This is a genomic window from Micromonospora sp. WMMA1996 (genome assembly GCF_002573675.1).
Lineage (GTDB): Bacteria > Actinomycetota > Actinomycetes > Mycobacteriales > Micromonosporaceae > Micromonospora > Micromonospora sediminicola.
The window spans coordinates 616,172-638,645 of record NZ_PDHU01000001.1 but is presented as its reverse complement, the minus strand read 5'-3'; the positions used below and the strand labels follow the sequence as shown (position 1 = coordinate 638,645).

The 22,474-nt window shown below is 74.5% G+C and carries 18 protein-coding genes; 6 read left to right on the top strand and 12 right to left on the bottom strand.

Annotated features, from left to right (window positions below; translation table 11 throughout):
* Window positions 1-14: 14 nt before the first annotated feature.
* From cydC to deoC, 9 genes are all read right to left on the bottom strand, one after another.
* A complete protein-coding gene (gene cydC, locus COO58_RS03030) occupies window positions 15-1,892 on the bottom strand; it encodes a thiol reductant ABC exporter subunit CydC (protein ID WP_098743734.1) in 1,878 nt (625 codons plus the stop codon).
* Window positions 1,889-3,571: a thiol reductant ABC exporter subunit CydD gene (gene cydD / locus COO58_RS03025; RefSeq protein ID WP_098743733.1), complete on the bottom strand. Its 1,683-nt coding sequence runs from the start codon at window positions 3,569-3,571 to the stop codon at window positions 1,889-1,891. The genes cydC and cydD overlap by 4 nt, the downstream gene beginning before the upstream one ends.
* Window positions 3,568-4,575 carry a cytochrome d ubiquinol oxidase subunit II gene (locus COO58_RS03020; protein ID WP_098743732.1) on the bottom strand — a complete coding sequence of 336 codons (1,008 nt, stop codon included), beginning with the start codon at window positions 4,573-4,575 and terminating at the stop codon, window positions 3,568-3,570. Before COO58_RS03020 ends, cydD begins: the two co-directional genes overlap by 4 nt.
* A gap of 10 nt (window positions 4,576-4,585) precedes the next feature.
* Window positions 4,586-5,833 (bottom strand): cytochrome ubiquinol oxidase subunit I, encoded by a 1,248-nt coding sequence (locus tag COO58_RS03015; RefSeq protein WP_098743731.1) that lies wholly within the window; start codon window positions 5,831-5,833, stop codon window positions 4,586-4,588.
* A 103-nt stretch (window positions 5,834-5,936) separates the two neighbouring features.
* Entirely contained in the window at window positions 5,937-6,842 is a 906-nt protein-coding gene (locus COO58_RS03010; RefSeq protein WP_098743730.1) for a M56 family metallopeptidase, read from the bottom strand.
* A 10-nt stretch (window positions 6,843-6,852) separates the two neighbouring features.
* Entirely contained in the window at window positions 6,853-7,356 is a 504-nt protein-coding gene (locus tag COO58_RS03005; RefSeq protein WP_091582323.1) for a BlaI/MecI/CopY family transcriptional regulator, read from the bottom strand.
* Between the two features lie 216 nt (window positions 7,357-7,572).
* Window positions 7,573-8,397: an aldehyde dehydrogenase family protein gene (locus COO58_RS03000; protein ID WP_091582320.1), complete on the bottom strand. Its 825-nt coding sequence runs from the start codon at window positions 8,395-8,397 to the stop codon at window positions 7,573-7,575.
* Window positions 8,390-9,820, bottom strand: a complete 1,431-nt coding sequence (locus COO58_RS02995; RefSeq protein ID WP_098743729.1) for an aldehyde dehydrogenase family protein — start codon at window positions 9,818-9,820, stop codon at window positions 8,390-8,392. The genes COO58_RS03000 and COO58_RS02995 overlap by 8 nt, the downstream gene beginning before the upstream one ends.
* Before the next feature lie 5 nt (window positions 9,821-9,825).
* Complete coding sequence (deoC, locus tag COO58_RS02990) at window positions 9,826-10,785, bottom strand: deoxyribose-phosphate aldolase (protein ID WP_091582313.1); 960 nt, start codon at window positions 10,783-10,785, stop codon at window positions 9,826-9,828.
* Between the two features lie 145 nt (window positions 10,786-10,930).
* Between deoC and upp the strand changes: the two genes are divergently transcribed.
* Window positions 10,931-11,563, top strand: coding sequence for a uracil phosphoribosyltransferase (upp, locus tag COO58_RS02985; RefSeq protein ID WP_091582308.1), 633 nt, complete (start codon window positions 10,931-10,933; stop codon window positions 11,561-11,563).
* A gap of 120 nt (window positions 11,564-11,683) precedes the next feature.
* Window positions 11,684-12,358, top strand: coding sequence for a GPP34 family phosphoprotein (locus tag COO58_RS02980; RefSeq protein WP_098743728.1), 675 nt, complete (start codon window positions 11,684-11,686; stop codon window positions 12,356-12,358).
* A gap of 83 nt (window positions 12,359-12,441) precedes the next feature.
* On the opposite strand, the gene COO58_RS02975 is transcribed toward COO58_RS02980, so the two are convergent.
* Both COO58_RS02975 and COO58_RS02970 read right to left on the bottom strand, forming a co-directional pair.
* A complete protein-coding gene (locus COO58_RS02975; RefSeq protein WP_098743726.1) occupies window positions 12,442-14,106 on the bottom strand; it encodes a phospho-sugar mutase in 1,665 nt (554 codons plus the stop codon).
* Between the two features lie 49 nt (window positions 14,107-14,155).
* On the bottom strand, window positions 14,156-16,165 hold the full coding sequence (locus COO58_RS02970; protein ID WP_098743725.1) for a serine/threonine-protein kinase: 2,010 nt from the start codon (window positions 16,163-16,165) through the stop codon (window positions 14,156-14,158).
* A 203-nt stretch (window positions 16,166-16,368) separates the two neighbouring features.
* Between COO58_RS02970 and COO58_RS02965 the strand changes: the two genes are divergently transcribed.
* Both COO58_RS02965 and COO58_RS02960 read left to right on the top strand, forming a co-directional pair.
* On the top strand, window positions 16,369-17,952 hold the full coding sequence (locus COO58_RS02965; protein ID WP_098743723.1) for a methylmalonyl-CoA mutase: 1,584 nt from the start codon (window positions 16,369-16,371) through the stop codon (window positions 17,950-17,952).
* A 559-nt stretch (window positions 17,953-18,511) separates the two neighbouring features.
* Window positions 18,512-19,771 (top strand): amidohydrolase, encoded by a 1,260-nt coding sequence (locus COO58_RS02960; RefSeq protein WP_091582289.1) that lies wholly within the window; start codon window positions 18,512-18,514, stop codon window positions 19,769-19,771.
* Here the strand turns inward: COO58_RS02960 and COO58_RS02955 are convergent.
* A complete protein-coding gene (locus COO58_RS02955) occupies window positions 19,728-20,687 on the bottom strand; it encodes a DUF4349 domain-containing protein (protein ID WP_091582284.1) in 960 nt (319 codons plus the stop codon). The genes COO58_RS02960 and COO58_RS02955 overlap by 44 nt on opposite strands.
* 122 nt (window positions 20,688-20,809) lie before the next feature.
* Here COO58_RS02955 and COO58_RS02950 point away from each other — a divergent pair, with 122 nt between their 5' ends.
* Together COO58_RS02950 and COO58_RS02945 are read left to right on the top strand one after the other, a co-directional pair.
* Window positions 20,810-21,439: an MBL fold metallo-hydrolase gene (locus tag COO58_RS02950; protein WP_091582279.1), complete on the top strand. Its 630-nt coding sequence runs from the start codon at window positions 20,810-20,812 to the stop codon at window positions 21,437-21,439.
* 3 nt (window positions 21,440-21,442) lie between these two features.
* Window positions 21,443-22,441, top strand: a complete 999-nt coding sequence (locus COO58_RS02945) for a hypothetical protein (RefSeq protein ID WP_091582274.1) — start codon at window positions 21,443-21,445, stop codon at window positions 22,439-22,441.
* The last annotated feature ends 33 nt before the right edge of the window (window positions 22,442-22,474 follow it).

Here is a 22,474-nt window from a genome sequence, read left to right as displayed (position 1 = left end):
AACCCCGGAACGCGTCAGGGGGCGAGCGCGAGGTAGCCGCGCTCGGCCGCCTCCTGGCGCAGCCACTGCTCCCGGTACCAGCCCGGGCGCGCCACCAGTTCCTCGTGCCGGCCGCGCTGCACCACCCGGCCACCCTCCAGCACCAGGATCTCGTCCAACCCGGCCAGGCCACTGAGCCGGTGGCTGATCAGCAGCACCGAGTGCCCGGCGGGGGTGGCGGCCAGCGCGGAGTCGAGCACCGCGTCGGCCGCCGCCGGGTCGAGCCCCTCGGTCGGCTCGTCGAGCACCAGCACCGGCGGCGCGGCGAGCAGTGCCCGGGCCAGCGCCAGTCGCTGCCGCTGGCCGCCGGAGAGCTGCCCGCCCTGCTCGCCGACCACGGTGTCCCAGCCCTCGGGCTGGTCGCGTACCCAGTCGAGCAGCCCGGCGGCGCGGGCCGCGGCGGTCAGGTCCGCCTCGCCGGCGTCGGGGCGGCCGAGAAGCAGGTTCTCCCGCACCGTCGCGTGGAAGACGTACGCCTCGGCGAGCAGGCCGCCGACGATCCGGGGAAGCCGGTCGGCCGGGTGCTCGGACACCGGTACGTCGCCGACGGTGACCCGGCCGGCGGCGGGGCGTACCGCGCCGGTGAGCGCGGCGGCCAGCGTGCTCTTGCCGGCGCCGCTCGGGCCGACCACGGCCACCCGGCGGCCGGCCGGCAGGTCGAGGTCGAACCCGGCCAGGGCCGGTGCGGCTCCGGCCCGGTAGCGGACCGTCACGTCCTCGAACCGCACGTCGTGGCCGCCGGTGACGGGCCCCGCCGCGCCGACCGGTTCCGTGACGCCGACCGGTCCCGTGACGTCGACCGGTTCCGTCACGGCCGGTTCGGTGAGCAGGTCGGCGACGCGGGCCAGCCCGGCCCGGAGCTGGGTGCGTTGCCGGGCCGCCGCGACCAGGGCGAGCGCCACCTCGACGGCGGCCAGCGTGCCGACGGCGAGGACGCCGACCAGCACCCCGCCCACGCCCGCGCGCAGTGCCACGACCACCACCGCGGCGGCGGTGAGGCCGCCCACCAGCACGCCGGTCGCGTCCACCGCGAAGCCGACGGCGGCGAGCCGGCGCTCCAGCCGGGCCAGTCGCCCGGCCCGCCCCTCGGCGGCGGCCAGGGCGGCGTCGGTCGCGCCGAAGGCGGCCAGGTCGGCGGCGCCGTGGGTGAGGTCGACCGCGTCGACCGCGAGCGCGCCGCGCAGCGGGGCCACCTCGTCGGCGGCCCGGCGGGTGAGCCGGGTGGCCAGCGCGGGCAGTGCCACGCCGGCGACCAGCAGGCCCATCGCGAGCATGCCGGCGGCCGGCGGCGAGATGAGTGCCGCGCCCCCGATCGCGAGCAGGCTGACCAGGGCCGCCGCCGATCCCGGCACGAGCACGCGCAGCAGCAGGTCCTGGGCCGCCTCCACGTCGGAGACCAGCCGGCTCAGCGCGTCACCGGTGCGCCGGTCGACGCCCTCGCGCCGGGCGGCGAGCGCGGCGAAGACCCGGGCCCGGACGTCGGTGATCATGCGCAGCACGGCGTCGTGCCCGGCGAGCCGTTCGGTGTAGCGGAACACGCCCCGGCCGACCGCGAGCGCCCGCACCGCGACGATGGCCACGGTCAGCCGGTCCAGCGGCGGCCGACCGGCGGCGCTCATCAGCAGCCAGGTCGCGGTCGCCATGAGCGCGAGCCCGGCGAACTCGGTCGCCGCGGCGAGCAGCCCGGCCCCGAGCAGGCGGCCCAGGTAGGGCCGGGCCAGACGCAGCACGACCCGCTCCGCGTCCGGGCGGGTGGGCGCCGGCGGTTCCGGCGCCCCGGACGGCTCCGCCGCGACCGAGGTCGGCCCGGCGGGCACGCGCCCCACCGGCGTCACGCCGTCGCCGGCGCTCACCGGGTCACCGCCGGGCCGGTGGTCGTCGGGCGGAGTTCGGTGACCCGGCCGTCCTCGACGCGCAGGATCCGGTCGGCGTCGGCCAGCAGTGCGGGCCGGTGCGCGACCAGCAGCGCGGTCCGGCCGGCGACCAGCCGCCGGGTGGCGCTCAGGACCACCGCCTCGCTGGCGCTGTCCAGCCGGGCGGTCGGTTCGTCGAGCAGCACCACCGGCGCGTCCCGGAGGAACGCCCGGGCCAGCGCGACGCGTTGCCGCTGCCCGCTGGACAGGCCGTGGCCGCGCTCGCCGAGCCGGGTGTCGAGCCCGTCGGGCAGCGCGTCGACCACCTCGTCCAGCGCCGCGTCGGTCACCGCGGCGGCCAGCACGTCGTCCGGGGTGTCCGGCGCGCCGAGCCGGATGTTGTCGGCCAGCGAACCGGCGAACAGGTGGGCCCGCTGCGGCACCCAGGCCAGCTCGCGGCGCCACGCGTCCGGGTCGACCTCGGCCAGGTCGGCGCCGTCGACGGTGATCCGCCCGCTGGTCGGGCGGACGAAGCCGAGCAGCAGGTTGAGCAGCGTGCTCTTGCCCGCGCCGCTGGGCCCGATGACGGCCACCCGGTCGCCGGGCCGGATGGTCAGCGTGACGTCGCGCAGCGCGGTCGTCCGGTCGTACGCGACGGTCACGCCCTCGAAGCGGATCTCGCCGCGGCCGTCCGGGGCCGCGCGCCCGGCGGCGGTGGGTTCGATCGGCGCGTCGGTCGCGGAGAGCGTGAGCGCCTCGTCCAGCGCGGTGAGCCCCTCCATGCTGGCGTGGAACCGGCTGCCGGCCGCCCGCAACGGCAGGTACGCCTCCGGGGTGAGCAGCAGCACGAGCAGCGCGGTGGAGAGTGTGATCCCGCCGCCGAGCAGCCGGATGCCGACCGGCACCGCGACCAGCGCGACGGAGAGCGTGGCGACCAGCTCCAGCACCAGCGCGGACAGGAACGCGATGCGCAGCGTCTTCATGGTGGCCTGGCGGTGGCCGTCGGCCATCCGGCGCACCACGTCGACCTGGGCCCGGGCCCGGCCGAACGCGCGCAGCGTGGGCAGCCCGGCCACCATGTCCAGGAAGTGCCCGCCGAGCAGCGACAGCCGCCGCCACTGCCGCTCGGTGGCGGCCTGCGCCTGCCAGCCGAGCAGCGCCCCGAAGATCGGGATGAGCGGGATGGTGAGCACGATGATCAGCGCCGAGCTCCAGTCCGCGAACACGATCCGGGCCAGCACCGCCGCCGGCACCGTCACGCTCAGCACCAGCTGCGGCAGGTAGCCGGTGAAGTAGGGGTCGAGCGCGTCCAGCCCTCGCCCGGCCAGGGTGGCCAGTTGCCCGGCCCGCCGGCCGGCGACCCAGGTGGGGCCGTGCCGGCCGACCGCGCGCAGCAGGTCCGCGCGCAGCGCCGCCTTGACCGTGGCCGCGGCCCGCGCCGCCACCGTGCCCTGGGCCCAGCTCACCAGCGCCCGGGCGGCCACCGCCGCCACGAACCACGCCAGCGCCGGCCGGTGCAGCCGCCCGTCGATCGCGGTCGCCAGCAGCGTGGCCAGGGCGGTGGCCTGGGCCACCACCAGCAGCGCGGTCAGCCCGCCCAGCACCGCGAGCACGGCGAGGTCGCGCCGGGCCGCGGGGACCCGACGCAGCAGACGCGGGTCGAACGGGCGGCGGTTCACCAGTACACCGGTGCCCGGCCGTCGGTCCGTCCTCGGAACACCCACCAGCACATCGCCTGAAAGCCTAGTAGGGCCGGCACGAGCGGCAGCACCAGCCAGCCCAGCAGCGCCAGCGTCGGGCGGCTCGCCGCCGCGTCGGCGACCGCGAGCGAGGCCGCCGGGTCCGTCGTGGAGACCAGGATCCGGGGCCAGAGCGCGGCCCCGACCAGGGGCGCCGGGAGCGCCAGCGCCGTCGCGGTCGCTGCGAAGGTCACCCCGGCGCGGCCCCGGCGCAGCGCCGCGCGGGCCACCAGCAGGGCCGCCACCAGCGCCAACGGCAGGAGTACGGCGACCGCCGGCCGCCCCACGGCGGCGCGTACCCGGTCGGAGAGCAGCCCCAGGACGGTGGCCGTGGCGACCGCGGTGAGCGCGGCGGGCACCAGGCCGCGGGCGACCCGGGCGAGCGCCGGCGCGTCGGCGGCCGGCAGCCGGAGCGTGAGGAAGGTCGCACCGTGCAGCGCGACCAGCGCCAGCACGGTGAGCGCGGCGGCGGCCACGAACGGGGTGACGAGGTGGCCGGCGCCGGCCACGTGCCCGTCGGCGGTGAGCGGCACCCCCTGGAGCAGCCCGCCGAGCAGGGCACCCCAGCCGAGCGCGGCCAGCACGCTGCCGACCACCACGACCCGGTCCCAGCCGGCGCGGGCGGAGCCGGCGACCGACCGGCTGCGCAGCTGCACCCCGGCGGTCACCAGCACGACGCCGGCCAGCGCGCCGAGCACCGCCGGGTAGAAGCCGGAGAGCAGCTCGCCCTCCAGCGTGGGGAAGGCGCCGAACAGGATGCCGACGGCGGCGACCAGCCAGACCTCGTTGCCGAGGAAGAACGGCCCCACGGCGGTGAGCGTCGCCCGGCGGGCGGCCTGGTCCGCGCGCCGGGCGAGCAGCAGGCCGACGCCGTAGTCGTAGCCGCCGAGCACCAGGTAGGTGGCGAAGAAGAGGCCGAGCAGGGCGTACCAGGCGAGTTCCACGGCGGGCTCCTCAGGCGAACACGGGCTGGTGGTCGGGGTCGGTGTCGGGCGCGGGCGGGCGGCCCAGGGCGGGGTCGAGCGCGCCCCGGGCGGCGTGCCGGGCCATCAGCGTCCAGTTGGTGACCGCGAGCGTGCCGAGCAGCAGGCTGAAGCCGATCAGCGAGGTGAGCATGAGCCCGGGCGACACCGGCGAGACGGCCTGGGCGGTGGGCAGCAGCCCGTACGCCACCCAGGGCTGGCGGCCCACCTCGCGGGCGATCCAGCCGAGCAGCACGGCGACGAAGGGCAGCGGCAGGCCGAGCAGGACCAACCAGAGCGGGAACCGCAGCCGGATGATCCAGTCGCGCCAGAGCAGCGGCAGCAGGAGCCAGACGCAGCCCAGGGCGAAGCCGATCAGGATCATGAAGCCGAGCCCGACGCTGGACAGCACCGGCGGGTCCCAGTCGCCGGGACCGAACCGGGCGGTCCAGTCGGCCACCGTCGCGTCCCGGGCCGGCCCGCCGCCGAACTTGGTGGGCTGGACCTGCCCGACCGGGCCGAACTGGGCGAAGCCGAAGCCCTGGAGAGCGGTCACCGCGAGCGCCGCGGTGACCAGGCCGATCCGCAGCGAGGTGCGGAAGAGCGCGAAGTCGGGGGTACGCCGGAGCAGGTGCCAGGCGCTGACCGCGGCCATCAGCAGGCCGCCGGTGACCAGGCCGGCCGAGACGACGTGGCCGAACGCCATGCCGAACGTGGGGTTGGTGAGCAGTGCGCCGAAGTCGGTGAGGTGGGCGACGCCGTCGCGGACCTCGTAGCCGACCGGGTTCTGGAGCCAGGCGTTCGCCACCATGATCCAGAACGCCGAGGCGTACGCGGTGAGCGCCACGCCCCAGAGCAGCGCCAGGTGCACGCCGCGCCGGAGCCGGTGCCACCCGAAGATCCACATGCCGAGGAACGTGGACTCCAGGAAGAACGCGACGAGCGTCTCGATGGCCAGCGGCGCGCCGAACACGTTGCCCACGTACCGCGACAGCCCGCTCCAGTTCAGCCCGAACTGGAACTCCATCACGATCCCGGTGGCGATGCCGAGCACGTAGTTGATCACGTAGAGCTGGCCCCAGAACCGGGTCAGTCGCTCGTACACCGGCTTGCCGGTCAGGTAGCCGGCCGTCTGCAGCCCGACCAGGAGGGTGACCAGGCCGAGCGTGACCACCACGAACAGGAAGTGGATCGAGGTGGTGGTGGCGAACTGCAGGCGGGCGAGGAGCAGGGGGTCCATGGTCGCGTCTCCCACGGGTTGGCTCGCTTGTCGTAGGAACCCTACACGTAGCTTGCCTACCTATAAGGCGCGCGGCACCCGGAGAAGCCCCGTAGGGGACGCCTCAGCTCAGGAAGAGGGAGACCGGCAGGAACACCAGCGTGCCGGCGACGGCCAGCGCCGTCGCGCCGAGCACCCGCGGCGGGCGGTCCGCGACCAGCAGCCGCTGCACCCGTACGTCGAGGTCACGGTCGCCCAGACCGAGCGTGCCGGCCGGCGTGACCCGGTGCCCGGCGGCGGCGAACCGGCGCAGCGCGCCGGCCAGCGGCTCCTCCGCGTGCAGCTCGCGAGCCTTGTCGTCGGCGCGCATCTCGACCAGCAGCGCCACCCGCTCGTGCGCGTCGCGCACCCAGCGGAACCAGGGCAGCGCCCGGCAGAGCGCGGTGAACGGCAGCAGCACCAGATCGTGCCGCTCCTGGGCGTGTGCCCGCTCGTGGGTCAGCACCGCCGCCAGCTCCGCCGGGTCGAGCAGACTGACCGTGCCGGCGCTCACCACCACCCGGGGCTTCACCCCGGGCAGGCAGTAGGCCGCCGCGCTCGGGTGGTCGAGCACCAGCGCGCCGGGAATCGTCGGGTCGCGCCGGGCGACCAGGGTGAGCAGCTCCCGGTGCCGGCGCTGCGCCCGCACCGCGCCGTGCACGCTGCGCACGGTCGTGGTGAGCAGCACCGCACCGATGCCGAAACCGACCCCGACCAGGCTGAGATGCGCCGCGCCCACACCGGCCGGCAGCGTGCCGTGGGCCAGGTCGTCGGCGAGCGCCAGCAGCGCGCTGCCGGTCGGCCGGTCGTACGCGGCGAGACCGACCGCCATCGGCAGCCCCATCGCGGAGAGCCCGAGCGCCAACCCGACCGCCTGCCAGCAGACGATCGCCACCCGGGGCGCGCGCCACGTCCAGCGCGCGGCGGCGAGGACCTGCGCGGTCAGCCAGCAGGCCAGGATGGTCGCGGCGAAGTGCACGGCGTACGCCACGGCGGCGGCCCTACCGGTCCGTCGCCTCGTCGAGCGCCGGCCCGGCGGGCCGCGGATCCTCGACGCGGTCGGTCAGCCCGGCGCGCCTGGCTCCGGCGGCCCGGTCCGGCTCGGTGCGCCCGGCTCCGGCGGCTCGATCCGGGTCGGTGAGTCCCGCCTCGGCGGCCAGCGCGGCGCGGAGCACGTCCGCCTCCGTGCCGGTGACCGAGCGGGCGAAGCGCACCAGCGCCGCGTCCCGGCTGCCGCCCAGGTCGAGGGCGTCGAGCATGAGCTGGGCGATGTGCGCCTCACGGGTGGCGGCCGGCCGGTAGCGCCAGGCCCGCCCCTCCCGCTCGCGCTGCACCATGCCCTTTCCGGCGAGCCGGTCGAGCACGGTCATCACCGTGGTGTAGGCCAGTTCCCGCCCGTCGAGGGCGTCGGCGACCTCGCGCACGGTCACGCCGTCCGACGTGCCCGGGACCGAGTCCCACAGCACGTCCATCACCGCACGCTCAAGGTCCCCCAGCCGAGTCACCCACCAATCCTACCTCCGGTAGTAGACACCGGGCATCTGCCCAGGGGCCTCCGCACCGGGGCGGGACCCGGCCACCTCGGGGAGCTGGTGTTGATCTCACCGCGCGATCCACACCAGGTCGGCGAAGTGGTGCTGTCCCGCCGGGCGGGATGCGGCCATCTCGGCGAGCTGGTGTGGATCTTGCGGCGGGATCGAGGGCGGGTCGGAGCGCCGGGGTCAGACGCCCTTCGGGTGCCAGACGGTCTTGGTCTCCAGCAGCGTGGTCATCCGGGTCAGACCCGGATCGGCGTGCCAGTCGTGGTCCGCCGGGGCCGGCCGGAGCACCCGCTTGAGGTTCTCCGCGGCCTTGACCTCCAGCTCCGCCGCCAGCTCGGCGTCGGCGACACCGGTCAGGTCGACGGCGTTGACGTCCATGTGCGCGGCCAGCGTCGGCACCGTCTCGGCGAGCCGGCCGGTCAGGATGTTGACCACGCCGCCGGGCAGGTCGGAGGTGGCCAGCACCTCGGCCAGGGTCACCGCCGCCAGCGGCGCCGCCGGGGAGGCGGCCACCACCACCGTGTTGCCGGTGACGATCGCCGGGGCGATCACACTGACCAGACCGAGCAACGCCGGGGCCTCGGGGGCCACCGCGGCCACCACGCCCGTCGGCTCCGGCGCGGACAGGTTGAAGTACGGGCCGGCGACCGGGTTCGCGCCGCCGTAGACCTGGGGGAGCTTGTCCGACCAGCCGGCGTACCAGACCCAGCGGTCGATCGCGGCGTCGACCTCGTCGGCCGGGGCGCCGAGCGCGACGAACTGGTCGCGCCGGCCCTCCAGCATCTCGGCCACCCGGTAGAGGATCTGACCCCGGTTGTACGCGGTCGCCCCGGCCCAGCCCTTCACCGCGGCGCGCGCGGCGACGACGGCGTCCCGGGCGTCCTTGCGGGAGGCCAGCGACACGTTGGAGTCCTGCACGAGATACGACCGTCCCGACTCGCTGCGCGGGAACTTCCCGCCGATGAAGAGCTTGTACGTCTTGCGTACCGCGACCCGCTCAGACATTGAGGTACCCCTCCAGCCCGTGCCGGCCGCCCTCGCGACCGTAACCCGACTCCTTGTAGCCGCCGAACGGCGAGGTCGGGTCGAACTTGTTGAACGTGTTGGCCCAGACCACGCCGGCGCGCAGCCGGTCGGCGGTCCACAGGATCCGGGAACCCTTGTCGGTCCAGATGCCGGCCGACAGCCCGTACGGCGTGTTGTTGGCCTTCTCGACGGCCTCCGCCGGGGTGCGGAAGGTGAGCACGGACAGCACCGGGCCGAAGATCTCCTCGCGGGCGATCCGGTGCGCCTGGGTGACCCCGGTGAAGATGGTCGGCGCGAACCAGAAGCCGCGCTCGGGCAGCTCGCACGGCGGCGACCAGCGCTCCGCCCCCTCGGCGGCGCCGATCTCGGACAGCTCGCGGATCTTCGCCAGCTGGGCGGCCGAGTTGATCGCGCCGATGTCGGTGTTCTTGTCCAGCGGGTCACCGACCCGCAGCTGGGCCATCCGGCGCTTGAGCGACTCCAGCACCCGGTCGGCGACCGACTCCTGGACCAGCAGCCGGGACCCGGCGCAGCAGACGTGCCCCTGGTTGAAGAAGATGCCGTTGACGATCCCCTCGACCGCCTGGTCGATCGGGGCGTCGTCGAAGACGATGTTGGCGGCCTTGCCGCCCAGCTCCAGGGTGAGCTTCTTGCGGGTGCCGGCGACCGCGCGGGCGATGGCCTTGCCCACGTCGGTGGAGCCGGTGAACGCGACCTTGTCCACGCCCGGGTGCTCGACCAGCGCGCGGCCGGTGTCGCCGGCGCCGGTGACGATGTTGACCACGCCGGCCGGCAGGTCGGCCTGCTGGCAGATCTCGGCGAACAGCAGCGCGGTCAGCGGGGTGGTCTCGGCCGGCTTGAGCACCACCGTGTTGCCGGCGGCCAGCGCCGGGGCGATCTTCCAGGCCAGCATGAGCAGCGGGAAGTTCCACGGGATGACCTGCGCGGCCACGCCGAGCGGCTTCGGGTCGGGGCCGAAGCCGGCGTAGGGCAGCTTGTCCGCCCAGCCGGCGTAGTAGAAGAAGTGCGCGGCGACCAGCGGGAGGTCGACGTCGCGGGACTCCTTGATCGGCTTGCCGTTGTCCAGCGACTCCAGCACGGCCAGCTCGCGGGAGCGCTCCTGGATGATCCGGGCGATCCGGAACAGGTACTTGGCCCGGTCCCGGCCCGGCATCGGGCCCCACACCTTCTCGTACGCCTGGCGCGCGGCGCGGACCGCGCGGTCCACGTCCTCGTTGCCGGCCTCGGCGATCTCGGCCAGGACCTCCTCGGAGGCCGGGTTGACCGACTTGAAGCTGCCGCCGTCGGTGGGGTCGACGAACGCGCCGTCGACGAACAGCCCGTACGAGGGCTTGATGTCCACCACCGAGCGGGACTCGGGGGCGGGTGCGTATTCGAACATCGCGTTCAGTCCAGGGTGAAGTAGTCGGGACCGGCGTAGACGCCGGTCGTCAGCTTGGTGCGCTGCATGAGCAGGTCGTTGAGCAGGCTGGACGCGCCGAAGCGGAACCAGTCCGGGTCGAGCCAGTCCGGGCCGACGGTCTCGTTGACCATGACCAGGTACTTGATCGCGTCCTTGGTGGTCTTGATGCCGCCGGCCGGCTTGACGCCGACCTGCCGCCCGGTGGCGGCGCGGAAGTCGCGGACCGCCTCCAGCATCACCAGGGTCACCGGCAGCGTGGCCGCGACCGGGACCTTGCCGGTGGAGGTCTTGATGAAGTCGCCGCCGGCCAGCATGGCGAGCCAGGAGGCGCGCCGCACGTTGTCGTAGGTGGCCAGCTCGCCGGTCTCCAGGATCACCTTGAGGTGCGCGTCCCCGCAGGCTTCCTTGGTGGCCACGATCTCGTCGTGGACCTCGGAGTAGCGCCCGGCCAGGAACGCGCCCCGGTTGATCACCATGTCGATCTCGTCGGCGCCGGCCGCGACGGCGGCCCGGGTGTCGGCGAGCTTGACCTCCAGCGGCGCCTGACCGGACGGGAACGCGGTCGCCACGCTGGCCAGGTGCACGCCGGATCCGGCGAGCACCTCGGCCACGTGCGGGACCATCGACGGGTAGACGCAGACCGCGCCGACGTGCGGGCAGCTCGGATCGGACGGGTCGGGCCGCACCGCCTTGGCCGCGAGCGCCCGCACCTTGCCCGGGGTGTCCGCGCCCTCCAGCGTGGTCAGGTCGACCATCCGGATCGCCAGGTCGATCGCCTCGGCCTTGGCCGTGGTCTTGATGGATCGGGTGCCGAGTTGTGCCGCCCGCTGCTCCGCGCCGACCTGGTCCACGCCCGGCAGGCCGTGCAGGAAGGTCCGCAGAGCGGTCTCGGATCGTCCCAGCTCGGAGAGGTCCGACCGGGCCGACGTCGCTGTCGCCGTCATGCCCCGAATAGTACGCACCCGCGAGTCGAGTGATCTTGGTCACGCTGAAGTGGTCCGGGGGTAGGCGCAAGCCGCACGTGAGCGGCGTCGCTGGTCGGGCCGCACCCGCCGTGCGCCGGGCCGGGGACCGGTAGGTTGAGCGATCGTGGACGTACACGTCATTGACCATCCGCTCGCCCAGTCGCGGCTGACCGCCATGCGGGACGCCCGGACCGACTCGGCGTCGTTCCGGGCCGCGCTGCGCGAACTCACCACCATGCTGGTGTACGAGGCCGCGCGCTCCTTCCCGGTCGAGAAGTACTCGATCCAGACCCCGGTCACCGACACCGAGGGCACCCGGTTGGCGAACCCGCCGCTGCTGGTGCCGGTGCTGCGCGCCGGCCTCGGTATGGCCGACGCCGCGCTCGACCTGCTGCCCGAGTCGTCGATGGGCTTCGTGGGCCTGGCCCGCGACGAGGAGACGTACGAGCCGCGGGCGTACATGGAGTCGCTGCCCCGGGACCTGAGCGGCCTGCCGGTGCTGGTGCTCGACCCGATGCTGGCCACCGGCGGCTCGCTGGAGCACTGCTGCCGGCTGCTCGCCGACCGCGGCTGCACCGACATCACCGTGCTCTGCGTGCTGGCCGCACCGGTCGGCATCCAGCGGCTGGAGCAGTCCGGCCTGCCGTTGCGCCTGGTCACCGCGTCGATCGACGAGGGCCTGAACGACCGGATGTTCATCGTCCCGGGCCTCGGCGACGCCGGCGACCGGCAGTTCGGCGGCATGCCCCGGTTCTGACCCGTCGGCACCCGCGCGCAGAGGGCCCGTTCCGTCCCGGAGGGGCCCTCCGCCGTAGGAAGCGGGTGGCACCGGCGAGTTGATGCGCGGGGGTGCGGGGAGGCGCTAGCGTTCCGGGCCATGACTGGTGTTGCGCTCGCCGAGGAGCTGCTGCTCCTCGCGTATGACGACGAAACCGGCAAGGCCACCATGCCGCGGATCAGCCTGGACCTGGGCATGGCCGCCGCGGTGCTGGTCGAGCTGGCCCTGGCCGGGCGGGTCGCGTACGTGGACGGGAACCTGGCGGTGGTCGACCCCGCGCCGACCGGCGAGCCGATCGCGGACGCGGTGCTGGCCAAGATCGCCGCGGACACCCCGCACACGCCCTCGTCCTGGGTGCAGCGGCTGCGGCACGGGCTGCGCGACCGGATCCTCGGCGACCTCTGCGGCCGGGGCGTGGTCCGCGACGTGGACGAGACCGAGCTGGGCTTCATCCACGTGCACCGCTACCCCGTGGCCGACGCCTCGGTCGAGGCGGACATCCGGCGCCGGCTGGCCGACGCGCTGACCAGCGGGCAGCTCCCGGACGAGCGGACCGCGGCGCTGGCCACCCTGGTCGCGGTGCTGCGGATGGAGCCGGCGCTCGGGCTGACCGGCGCCGCCGCCACCGACGCCGGCAAGCGCCTGGAGGAGATCGCGGCGGGCGCCGGTTTCTCCGGCACGGTGAGCCTGGACGACAGCGTGGTACGTCCCTCGGTGAGCCTGGTCATCGCCGCCCTCGGCCAGGCCGTCGACGCCGCCCTCGGCAAGCGGTAAGGAAGGGCCCCCTTTTAACGCCTCAGGTAGAGGAGGGGCCCCTTGTTAACGCCAGGCGTTAAGAAGGGTCCCCTCCTTACATCTCAGAGGCCGAGTGCGGCGGCGATCTCGTTGCGCAGCTCGGTGACGGCGGCCCGGGCGCGGCGCCGGGCCGCGGTGACGTCGCCGTCGGTCACCGGCTCCACCACCTCCAGGTACGCCTTGAGCTTCGGCTCGGTGCCGGAGGGCCGGATCACCACCCGGGCGGCGTCGGTGCGCAGGATCACCACGTCCGCCTCGGGGAGCAGGTCGGTCGCCTCGGTGACCGGGTGCCCGAGCAGCGCGGCCGGGGTGGCCGCCCGCACCCGCGCCATCGAGTCCGCGATCACCCGCAGGTCCTCCACCCGGACGGAGAGCTGGTCGGTGTGGTGCACGCCGAACTCGGCGGCCAGCTCGTCCAGCCGGTGGGTGAGCGTACGACCCTGGGCCTTGAGCCCGGCGGCCAGCTCGGCGACGGTCAGCGCGGCGGTGATGCCGTCCTTGTCCCGGACGTGGCCGGGCGCGACGCAGTAGCCCAGCGCCTCCTCGTAGCCGTACACCAGCGGCTCCCGGCCCCCGCCGGCCCGGACGATCCACTTGAACCCGGTCAGCGTCTCGTCGTAGGGCAGCCCCCGGGCCTCGGCCATGGCCCGCAGCAACGTCGACGACACGATCGTGGTGGCGTAGAGGCCGGTCACCCCGCGCCGCATCAGGTGGTCGGCGAGCAGCGCGCCCACCTCGTCGCCGCGCAGCATCCGCCAGGACCCGGCGTCGCGTACGGCGACCGCGCAGCGGTCCGCGTCCGGGTCGTTGGCGATGGCGATGTCCGCGCCGGTGCGGTCGGCGAGCGCGACCAGCAGGTCCACCGCGCCCGGCTCCTCCGGGTTCGGGAAGCTCACGGTCGGGAACGCCGGATCCGGCTCGGCCTGCTCCGGCACCACGCCGGGCACGCCGAAGCCGGCCCGGGCGAACGCGGCGGTCAGCACCACGCCACCCACCCCGTGCAGCGGCGTGTACGCGACCTTCAGGTCCCTCGGCCCGGCCGGGTCCACCACCGCGGCGGCCCGGTCCACGTACGCGGCGACCAGGTCGTCGCCGAGCACCTGGCCGGCCGGGCCGAGCGGCACCTGCGCGAGCGGGCCGACCGCGCGGATGGCCGCCTCGATGCCGGCGTCGGCCGGCGGCACGATCTGCGCCCCCGCGCCCAGCTCGCCGCCGAGCTGCGCGCCCAGGTAGACCTTGTAGCCGTTGTCCTGCGGCGGGTTGTGGCTGGCGGTGACCATCACGCCGGCGACCGCGCCGAGCTGCCGGACCGCGAACGCCAGCACCGGCGTGGGCAGCGGGCGGGGCAGCAGCAGCGCCGGGCGGCCCGCGCCGGTGGCCACCTGCGCGGTGCGCTCGGCGAAGGCGCGCGACCCGCGTCGGGCGTCGTACCCGATCACCAGCGGGCCCTCGCCGCCCTGGGCGGCGAGCCAGCCGACGAGCCCGGCGGCGGCCTGGGTGACCACGGCGAGGTTCATCCCGTTCGGCCCGGCGCGCAGCGGGCCGCGCAGGCCGGCGGTGCCGAAGGTCAGCGGGCCGGCGAAGCGGTCGGCCAGCTCGCCGGCGGTGCCGGGCAGCCCGTCGAGGACGGCGCGCAGCTCGTCCCGGTCGGCCGGGTCGGGGTCGTCGGCGAGCCAGCTCTCGGCTCGCGCGCGAAGGTCGTCAAGGTCAGTGGTGTCCGCCGCCATGGCCTCTTGATAGCACGGCGACGGATCACCACTGGCCGTCGGCCTCGACTCAGTTGTCCGCCGTGAGCTGGAACGAGCCGACCATCGCGTCGAAGATCGGCTTGCTCTCGGCGAACCGCGCGTCGGTGGAGGAGAGGTAGAACGAGTAGACCTTGCCGTCCTTGACCAGGCCCCGCCAGATGCCGTGGCGCATGGCCTCGCCCTCACCGCAGGTGTATTCGAGCTGGCCCGCGGTCTGCCCGGCGAGCGGCTGCTCGGAGACGGACACCTCGGTGTAGGGCGCGGGGCAGTTCTTGCTCTTGGCGCTGTTCTTCTTCAGGTTCCGCGAGGCGAACTCGGCCCAGCTGATCGAGGTGCCGCCCCACTCCTCGGCGATCACCCGCACCTTGCGGCCCTCGTCGTTCGGGTCGACGTAGTCGACGTAGAGGCCGCCGGTCTGCTGCTGCCAGCCCTTGGGCACCTTGATGGTGACGCCCTTGACGGTCCGCTCCTGCATCTCCGGCGCGGCGGCCGCCGAGGTCGACGGCAGCGCGCCCACGATCGGCGGGGGAGCGTCGTCGCCGCCGCTGGTCAGCGCGATCACGCTCACCAGCAGCACCACGGCCAGACCGCCCGCGGCGGCGAGCTGGACCTTGCGCGGCCACGCCTTCACGCGGCCGAGCAGGCCCTTCACCCCGCCGGGCGCGTCGGCCGGCGCGGTGGCCGACGTGGTCCACGGCTGGCCGGTGCCCGGCACCGACCACTGCGCGCCGCCGCCGTACACCGGCTGGGTGGCGTCGGCGCCGCCGCCGTAGGTGGTCGGGGTGCCGGTGGGCACGCGCTGGGTGGCGTCCGCGCCGGCACCCCGGCCGAGGCGGACGGTGGCGTCCGGCGAGATGTGCTGGGTGGCCTCGGGAGCGCCCGGCCCGGACATGGCGCCGGTGGGCGTGTGCAGCGGCCCGGCCAACGCGTCGGCGCTCGTCTCGTCGAGCGCCGCGTCACCCGCCGTCGTGGCGCCGGGGCGCTCGCCGCGACGCAGCGCGGCCAGCCGGTCGGTCAGCGACTCGCCCGGGCCGATCATCGCCCGGCCGCCGATCTGGCCGCTCGGCTTCGGCTCCGGGGCGACCGGCGGCGGGGTGGTCGGGCGCGGCACCGGCACCACGGCGTACGGGTCGGTGACCGAGTTGACCGCGGTCGCGGTGCTGGTCAGCGGGCCGGCGAGCAGCTCGCGCAGCATGGCCCGGGCCCGGTGCACGTCCATCCGGCGGGCCGGGTCCTTCTCCAGCAGGCCCATCAGCACGCCGGTGAGCGGGCCACTGCGCTGCGGCGTGGCGGGCGGGTCCTCGACCACGGCGTGCATGGTCTCGATCGGGTCGCCCTTGTCGAACGGGGGCCGCCCCTCCACCGCGGTGTAGAGCGTCACGCCGAGCGAGAAGAGGTCGCTGGGCGGGCCGAACTCCTGGCCCATGGCCCGCTCGGGGGAGATGAAGTGGGGCGAGCCGAGCACCATGCCGGGCGTGGTGAGCTGCACGTCGGTGGGCATCCGTGCGACGCCGAAGTCGGTCAGCACGCAGCGGCCGTCGGTGCAGATGAGCACGTTGGCCGGCTTGACGTCGCGGTGCAGCACGCCGATCGCGTGCGCCACCTCCAGCGCGCCGAGCAGCGCGATGCCGATCTTGGCGACCGCGCGCGGCGCGACCGGCCCGTCCTCGATCACCATGTCGGCGAGGCTGCGGGCGTCCAGCAGCTCCATCACGATCCACGGCCGGCCACCCTCGGTGACCACGTCGTAGACCTGCACCACGGCCGGGTGCTGGATCGCGGCGGCGGCGCGGGCCTCGCGCAGCGTCCGTTCGTAGAGCGCGTCGCGGTCGCTGGGGGCGAGCCCCGGCGGGAGGACGACCTCCTTGACCGCCACGTCGCGGCGCAACAGGGTGTCTGTGGCCCGCCAGACCGTGCCCATGCCGCCGTTGCCCACCGGGGAGCGCAGCGAGTAGCGACCACCGATGGTGGTGCCGGGCGCCGCGCGTCCAGTGGGGGGACTGGCCGGTCCGCCGCTCCACGTCGGAATCTGAGTCACAGAAAAGCCACCGGGGGATATCGAGGGGGCTGGGACACAACCCCTCTATCTTGCTGGTTCCGACGCCCGATGCGAAACCCGACGCGGCGGGCGTTTACCTACTCGACGGTATGTGGCCAGCTACTCACCTCCGGTGGGCCGCCACCGCCCGGTGTGCGGTATCCCTCACCCATCGAGCGGCGGCCGCGTCCTACCATCCGGTAATGAGCGATGCGCGGTCAAGCGAGTCGGGTTTCCCGATCAAGGGCGTCTACACGGCGGCCGACCTTCCGGCGGACCTGGACTCCCGGCTGGGCGAGCCCGGCGACTACCCGTACACCCGTGGGGTCTACCCGACGATGTACACGTCCCGGCCGTGGACCATGCGGCAGTACGCCGGCTTCGGCACCGCCACCGAGAGCAACGCGCGCTACCACCAGCTGCTGCGCGCCGGCACCATGGGCCTGTCCGTCGCGTTCGACCTGCCCACCCAGATGGGCTACGACTCGGACGACCCGATCGCGCACGGCGAGGTCGGCAAGGTCGGCGTGGCCATCGACTCCATCGAGGACATGCGGACGCTCTTCGGCGGGATCCCGCTGGACAAGGTCTCCACCTCGATGACCATCAACGCGCCCGGCTCGGTGCTGCTGCTGCTCTACCAACTGGTGGCGGAGGAGAACGGGGTGCCCGGCACCGCGCTCAACGGCACCATCCAGAACGACATCCTCAAGGAGTACATCGCCCGCGGGACGTACATCTTCCCGCCGAAGCCCTCGCTGCGGCTGGTCGCGGACACCTTCGCCTACTGCCGGACCGAGGTGCCGAAGTGGAACACCATCTCCATCTCCGGCTACCACATGGCCGAGGCCGGCGCCTCGCCCGCGCAGGAGATCGCGTTCACGCTGGCCAACGGCGTGGAGTACGTCCGGGCGGCGCTCGCGGCCGGGCTGGCCGTGGACGACTTCGCACCCCGGCTGTCGTTCTTCTTCGTGGCCCGCACCACGCTGCTGGAGGAGGTCGCCAAGTTCCGCGCGGCCCGTCGCATCTGGGCCCGGGTGATGCGCGACGAGTTCGGCGCGAAGAACCCGAAGTCGATGATGCTGCGGTTCCACACCCAGACCGCGGGCGTGCAGCTCACCGCCCAGCAGCCCGAGGTCAACCTGGTCCGGGTGGCGGTGCAGGGGTTGGGCGCGGTGCTCGGCGGCACCCAGTCGCTGCACACCAACAGCTTCGACGAGGCCATCGCGCTGCCCACCGAGAAGGCCGCCCGGCTGGCGCTGCGGACCCAGCAGGTGCTGGCGTACGAGACGGATCTCACCGCCACCGTCGACCCGTTCGCCGGGTCGTACGTGGTGGAGGCGATGACCGCCGAGCTGGAGACGGCGGCGAACGAGCTGATGGACCGGGTGTTCGACCACGGCTCGGCGGTGGACGCCATCGAGGCCGGCTTCCAGAAGCGCGAGATCGAGCAGTCCGCGTACCGGATCGCCCAGGAGATCGACTCGGGTGAGCGGGTGGTGGTCGGGCTCAACCGGTTCCAGATCGACGAGGAGGAGCCGTACGAGCCGCTGCGGGTGGACCCGACGATCGAGGCGGCGCAGGCGGAGCGGCTGGCCAAGCTGCGCGCGGAGCGGGACTCGGACGCGGTCGAGCGGGCGCTGGCCGAGCTGCGCGCCGCGGCCGAGGGGGACACGAACGTGCTGCACCCGATGAAGGCGGCGCTGCGCTCCCGGGCCACGGTCGGCGAGGTGTGCGGGACGCTGCGCGACGTGTGGGGGGTCTACCGGCCGACCGACCGGTTCTGACCTGGGCGGACACGCTCTGGCGGCGTACGGTGGAAGCCTCCCCGCACGCGGCGGGCGATGCGGCCCGGCGCGGATCCCTCCCCGGGCGACGCCGCCCGGGGCGGTGCCGACGCGTCCGCGGGCAGTGTGGCCGTGACCGTGGCGCGTGTGCGATTCGGGAATGCGGGTAACCCGAACGGGGGAACGGGACGGACAGCCTGTGCGGTCGTTCGGCGGACAGTCATGTCACCGTCGGGAGTCGTCCGGCAGCCGACTGTTGTCGCGCAATTGTCGGAGCGGCAGTTAATTGCCGCGACTAATGCGACAATTCGGAACGACGACCGGTATTTGGTGACCGATGAATCGGTTACGCGTTGTAGGAGGTGGGGGGCAGATGACGGCGTCCGACCGCGATCTACCTGCTGTCCCGCAGATATTCGAGCCCTCCCACCAGGGCATTCGTGACGCTGCGCGGTCCGACCGCTACGCGAAAGATGTTGCGCAGCGTCACCGCCGGAGGTCTAGGCTGTCTGCTGTTCTCCCCGAAGATCCATCCATCTCTAGTGATCGAGAATTCGACGTGACGAGTGCGTTGACGCTGCCTTCCGGTGGCCCGCTGGCGTCGTCCCGGCCCGAGACGCCGACCGGTTCCCAGCCCCTGCCCTTCGAGCTCGACCATCTGCTCGCGCTGCGGGTACCCGGCCTCATCGAGACCCGCCGGCACATTCACTCGCACCCGGAACTGTCGGGCGAGGAATTCGAGACGGCCGCGCTGGTGCACCGGGAACTCTCGCTCGCCGGGCTGAAGCCGCGCCTGCTCCCCAAGGGCAACGGCGTCATCTGCGACGTCGACGGTCGCCCGGACGGGCCGGTGATCGCGCTCCGCGCCGACATCGACGCGCTGCCGCTGAGCGACCCGAAGGACGTGTCGTACCGGTCCACCGTGGAGGGCGTCTGCCACGCCTGCGGCCACGACGTGCACACCTCGGTGATGCTCGGCGTCGGCATGCTGCTCGCCCAGTTGGCCGACCTCGGTCAGCTCGACGGCCGGGTGCGGCTGATCTTCCAGCCGGCCGAGGAGATCCTGCCCTGCGGCTCGCTGGAGGTCATCGAGGCCGGCGGCCTCGACGACGTGGTGCAGATCTTCGCCTTGCACTGCGACCCCAACCTGCCGGTGGGCAAGGTCGGCCTGCGGGTCGGCCCGATCACCGCCGCGGCCGACAACGTCACCGTCCGGCTCACCGGTCCCGGCGGGCACACCGCCCGCCCGCACCTGACCGTCGACCTGGTCGACGCGCTCGGCCGGCTCGTCACCGAGGTGCCGACGCTGATCAGCCGCCGGGTGCCGGCCAACAGCGGGCTGCTGCTGGTGTTCGGCCACGCCTCGGCCGGCACCCGCTACAACGTGATCCCGTCCGAGGCGTGCGCCGCCGGCACCCTGCGGGTGATGGACCGCGACACCTGGGACCAGGCGCCCAAGATCGTGGCCCAGGTGGTGCGGGACGTGCTCGCGCCCACCGGCGCCACCGTCGACCTGGAATACCTGCGCGGCCGGCCGCCGGTGACCAACGACGCCCGGGCCATCGGCGTGCTCACCGCGGCCACCGCGTCGGCGCTCGGGCCGGAGGGCATCGCCGAGACGCCGCAGAGCATGGGCGGCGAGGACTTCTCCTGGTACCTGGAGCACGTGCCCGGCGCGCTCGCCCGCCTCGGCGTCGGCCGGAGCGGGCCCAACGTGGACCTGCACCGGGCCTCCTTCGACGTGGACGAGCGCGCCATCGAGGTGGGCGTACGCCTCATGGTCCAGACCGCGCTGCGGGCACTGGCGGCGGCGCGCTGACCGGACCGCCGGTCGGCCCGACCGGCGCCGGCGGCTGCGGCCCGCCGGGCGGCGGCGTCCGGCGGCCCCGCCGGCGTCGCCACCGCAGCAGCAGCCACAGCGGTACGCCGATCACCACCGCGAACGGCAGGACCGCGCCGAGCACGGTGAGAAGCACGCGCACCGAGGTGAGGAAGACCGTCCAGCCGCCGCCCAGCCCGGTCAGGAAGCCGAGGTCGGCCTCCTCCTCGGCGGTGCTGGCGTCCCGGCCCAGGAACGTCACGGTGATGGTGGACAGCGCGGTCAGGTCGGCCAGTCGACGCTTGCGGGCCTCCAACGCGGCCAGGTCGGCCTGCCGGGTGCCCACCTCGTTCTCCAGGGCGACCAGCTGGTCCACCGAGCTGGCCTGGGCCAGCAGCTTGCGGGCGCTCTCCACCCGGGCCCGCTGGGTGGCGATCCGGGCGTCCAGGTCGACCACCTGCTCGGTCACGTCCTCGGTGCGGATCTCCCGGCGCTCCTGGCGGCCGAACCCGGCCAGCTGGTCGATCACACCGGCGAACCGGTCCGCCGGCACCCGCAGCGTCAGCACCGCCCGCGCGTCCGCCGACTCGCTCGACCGCCGGTCGCCGCCGACGAAGCCGCCGGCCGCGGTCACCGCCGTGGTCGCCTCCCGTGCCGCGGTGTCCACGTCGTCCACCCGGACCTGCATCGTTCCGGTGTAGATGATGGACCGCTGGTCCACCCGCAGGTCGGCGCCGCCGGTCCCGCCCGGGGCCGCCTGGTCCCGCTCCGCTCCGGCGTCCCCGCCGCCCTCCGCCGCCGGCGCCGCCGCGTCGTTGCTGCCACTGTCCCCGCCCGCGCTGCACGCCCCCACGGCCAGCACCGCGGCCAGGCCCACGGCCACCAGGGCCACGCCCCGGAGTCGTCGTCCGCCCATTCCCCGCTCCGATCGTCGACGGCCCCGCGAGCCGGGGCCGATACCTCGGACGCGACGCGTCGTCGCGCCGGTTCCGGCAGACTGCGCTGAGGACATCACGATTCGATAATCGAGGAGTCACGATGCAGGTCACCAAGTTCACCCACTCCTGCCTCCGGCTGGAGCACGACGGGGGAGTGCTGGTCGTCGACCCCGGCGTCTTCAGCGAACCCGAGGCGCTGGACGGGGCGGACGCGGTGCTGATCACGCACGAGCACCCGGACCACGTGGACGTCGCCGCGCTGACCCGGGCGCTGGAGCGCCGGCCGATCCAGGTGAACGGCCCCGCCTCACTCGCCGGCGTGCTCGGCGACGCCGCCGAGGCGCTCGTCGTGGTCGCACCGGGCGAGTCGTTCACCGCCGCCGGCGTGCCGGTGCGGACGTACGGCGGGCAGCACGCGGTCATCCACCCGGACATCCCCGTGATCCAGAACATCGGCTACCTCTTCGACGAGGTCGTCTACCACCCGGGCGACGCGCTGTTCGTCCCCGACGACGTCCAGGTGGACACGCTCTTCGCCCCGATACACGCGCCCTGGTCGAAGTTCTCCGAGGTGCTCGACTTCATCCGCGCCGTCGCCCCCCGCCGGGCCTACGCGCTGCACGACGGTCTGCTCAACGCCAACGGCTTCGGTGTGCTCGACCGGCAGTACACCGCGATGTCGAACACCGACTACCGCCGTCTGGAGCCCGGTACCCGGATCGACGCCTGAACCGTGCCCGGCCCCCCTGCCGACGTGGTCCGGCGGCTCTACGCCACGCCCCCGGACCGGTTCGTCGCGGCCCGGGACGCCGCGGTGGCGGAGGCGCGCCAGGCCGGCGACCCGCGTACCGCCCGGGAGATCGGGCGGCTCCGCCGGCCCACGGTCGCGGCCTGGCTGGTCAACCTGCTCGCGATCCGCCGGCCCGAGCTGGTCGCCGACCTGACCCAGCTCGCCGAGGCGCTCCGCGCCGCCCAACGCGACCTGCGCGGCGGCACGCTCCGCGAGCTCTCCGCGCAGCGGCGCGCCGTCGTGGGCGCGCTGGTCGCCGAGGTACGCCGGCTGGCCGCCGCCGAACCCGCCGCGCCCCCGGCCGGGAAACTGCCGCTGGGCGAGGTGGAGGCGACGCTCAACGCCGCGCTCTCCGACACCGAGGTGGCCGACCAGGTACGCGCCGGCCGGCTGCTGCGGGCCAGCCACTACGCCGGGTTCGGTGAGGTGCCCCGCCCCCAGCTGCGGCTGATCACCGGCGACGACGAGGAGCCCACCCAACCCGAGCGCGCGGGCAGGTCCGGCGTACCGGAGCGGGCCGGGAAGTCCGGCGTACCGGAGAAGGCGGGGACGTCCGGCGTACCGGACCGGGCGGCCGAGGCGCGCCGGGCGCGCGAGGAACGGGCGGCGCGGGCCGAACGGGCCAAGCGGCGGCGGACGGCCGCCCGCGAGCTGGAGAAGGCGCGCGCGGAGCTGGGCCGGGCCGAGGCGGAGCTGTCCGGGGCCGAACGGGCCGAGCGGGACGGCGCCGCGACGTTGGACCGGATCGAGACCGAGCTGGCCGAGCTGGAGCGCCGTCGGGCGGCGGCCGAGCAGGAGCTGAGCCGGGCAAAGCTGGCCCGCCGGGGCGCGGAACGCGCGCTCAGCGCCGCCCGGCGGCGCGCCGGCGAGGTGGAGGGCGTCCTGGAGGCGCTCGACGCCGAAGAGGGGGATGCCATGGAGGGTGATCACGAGGCAGACTGAGCGTGATGAGCGGCCACGGTGGACGGACGGCGG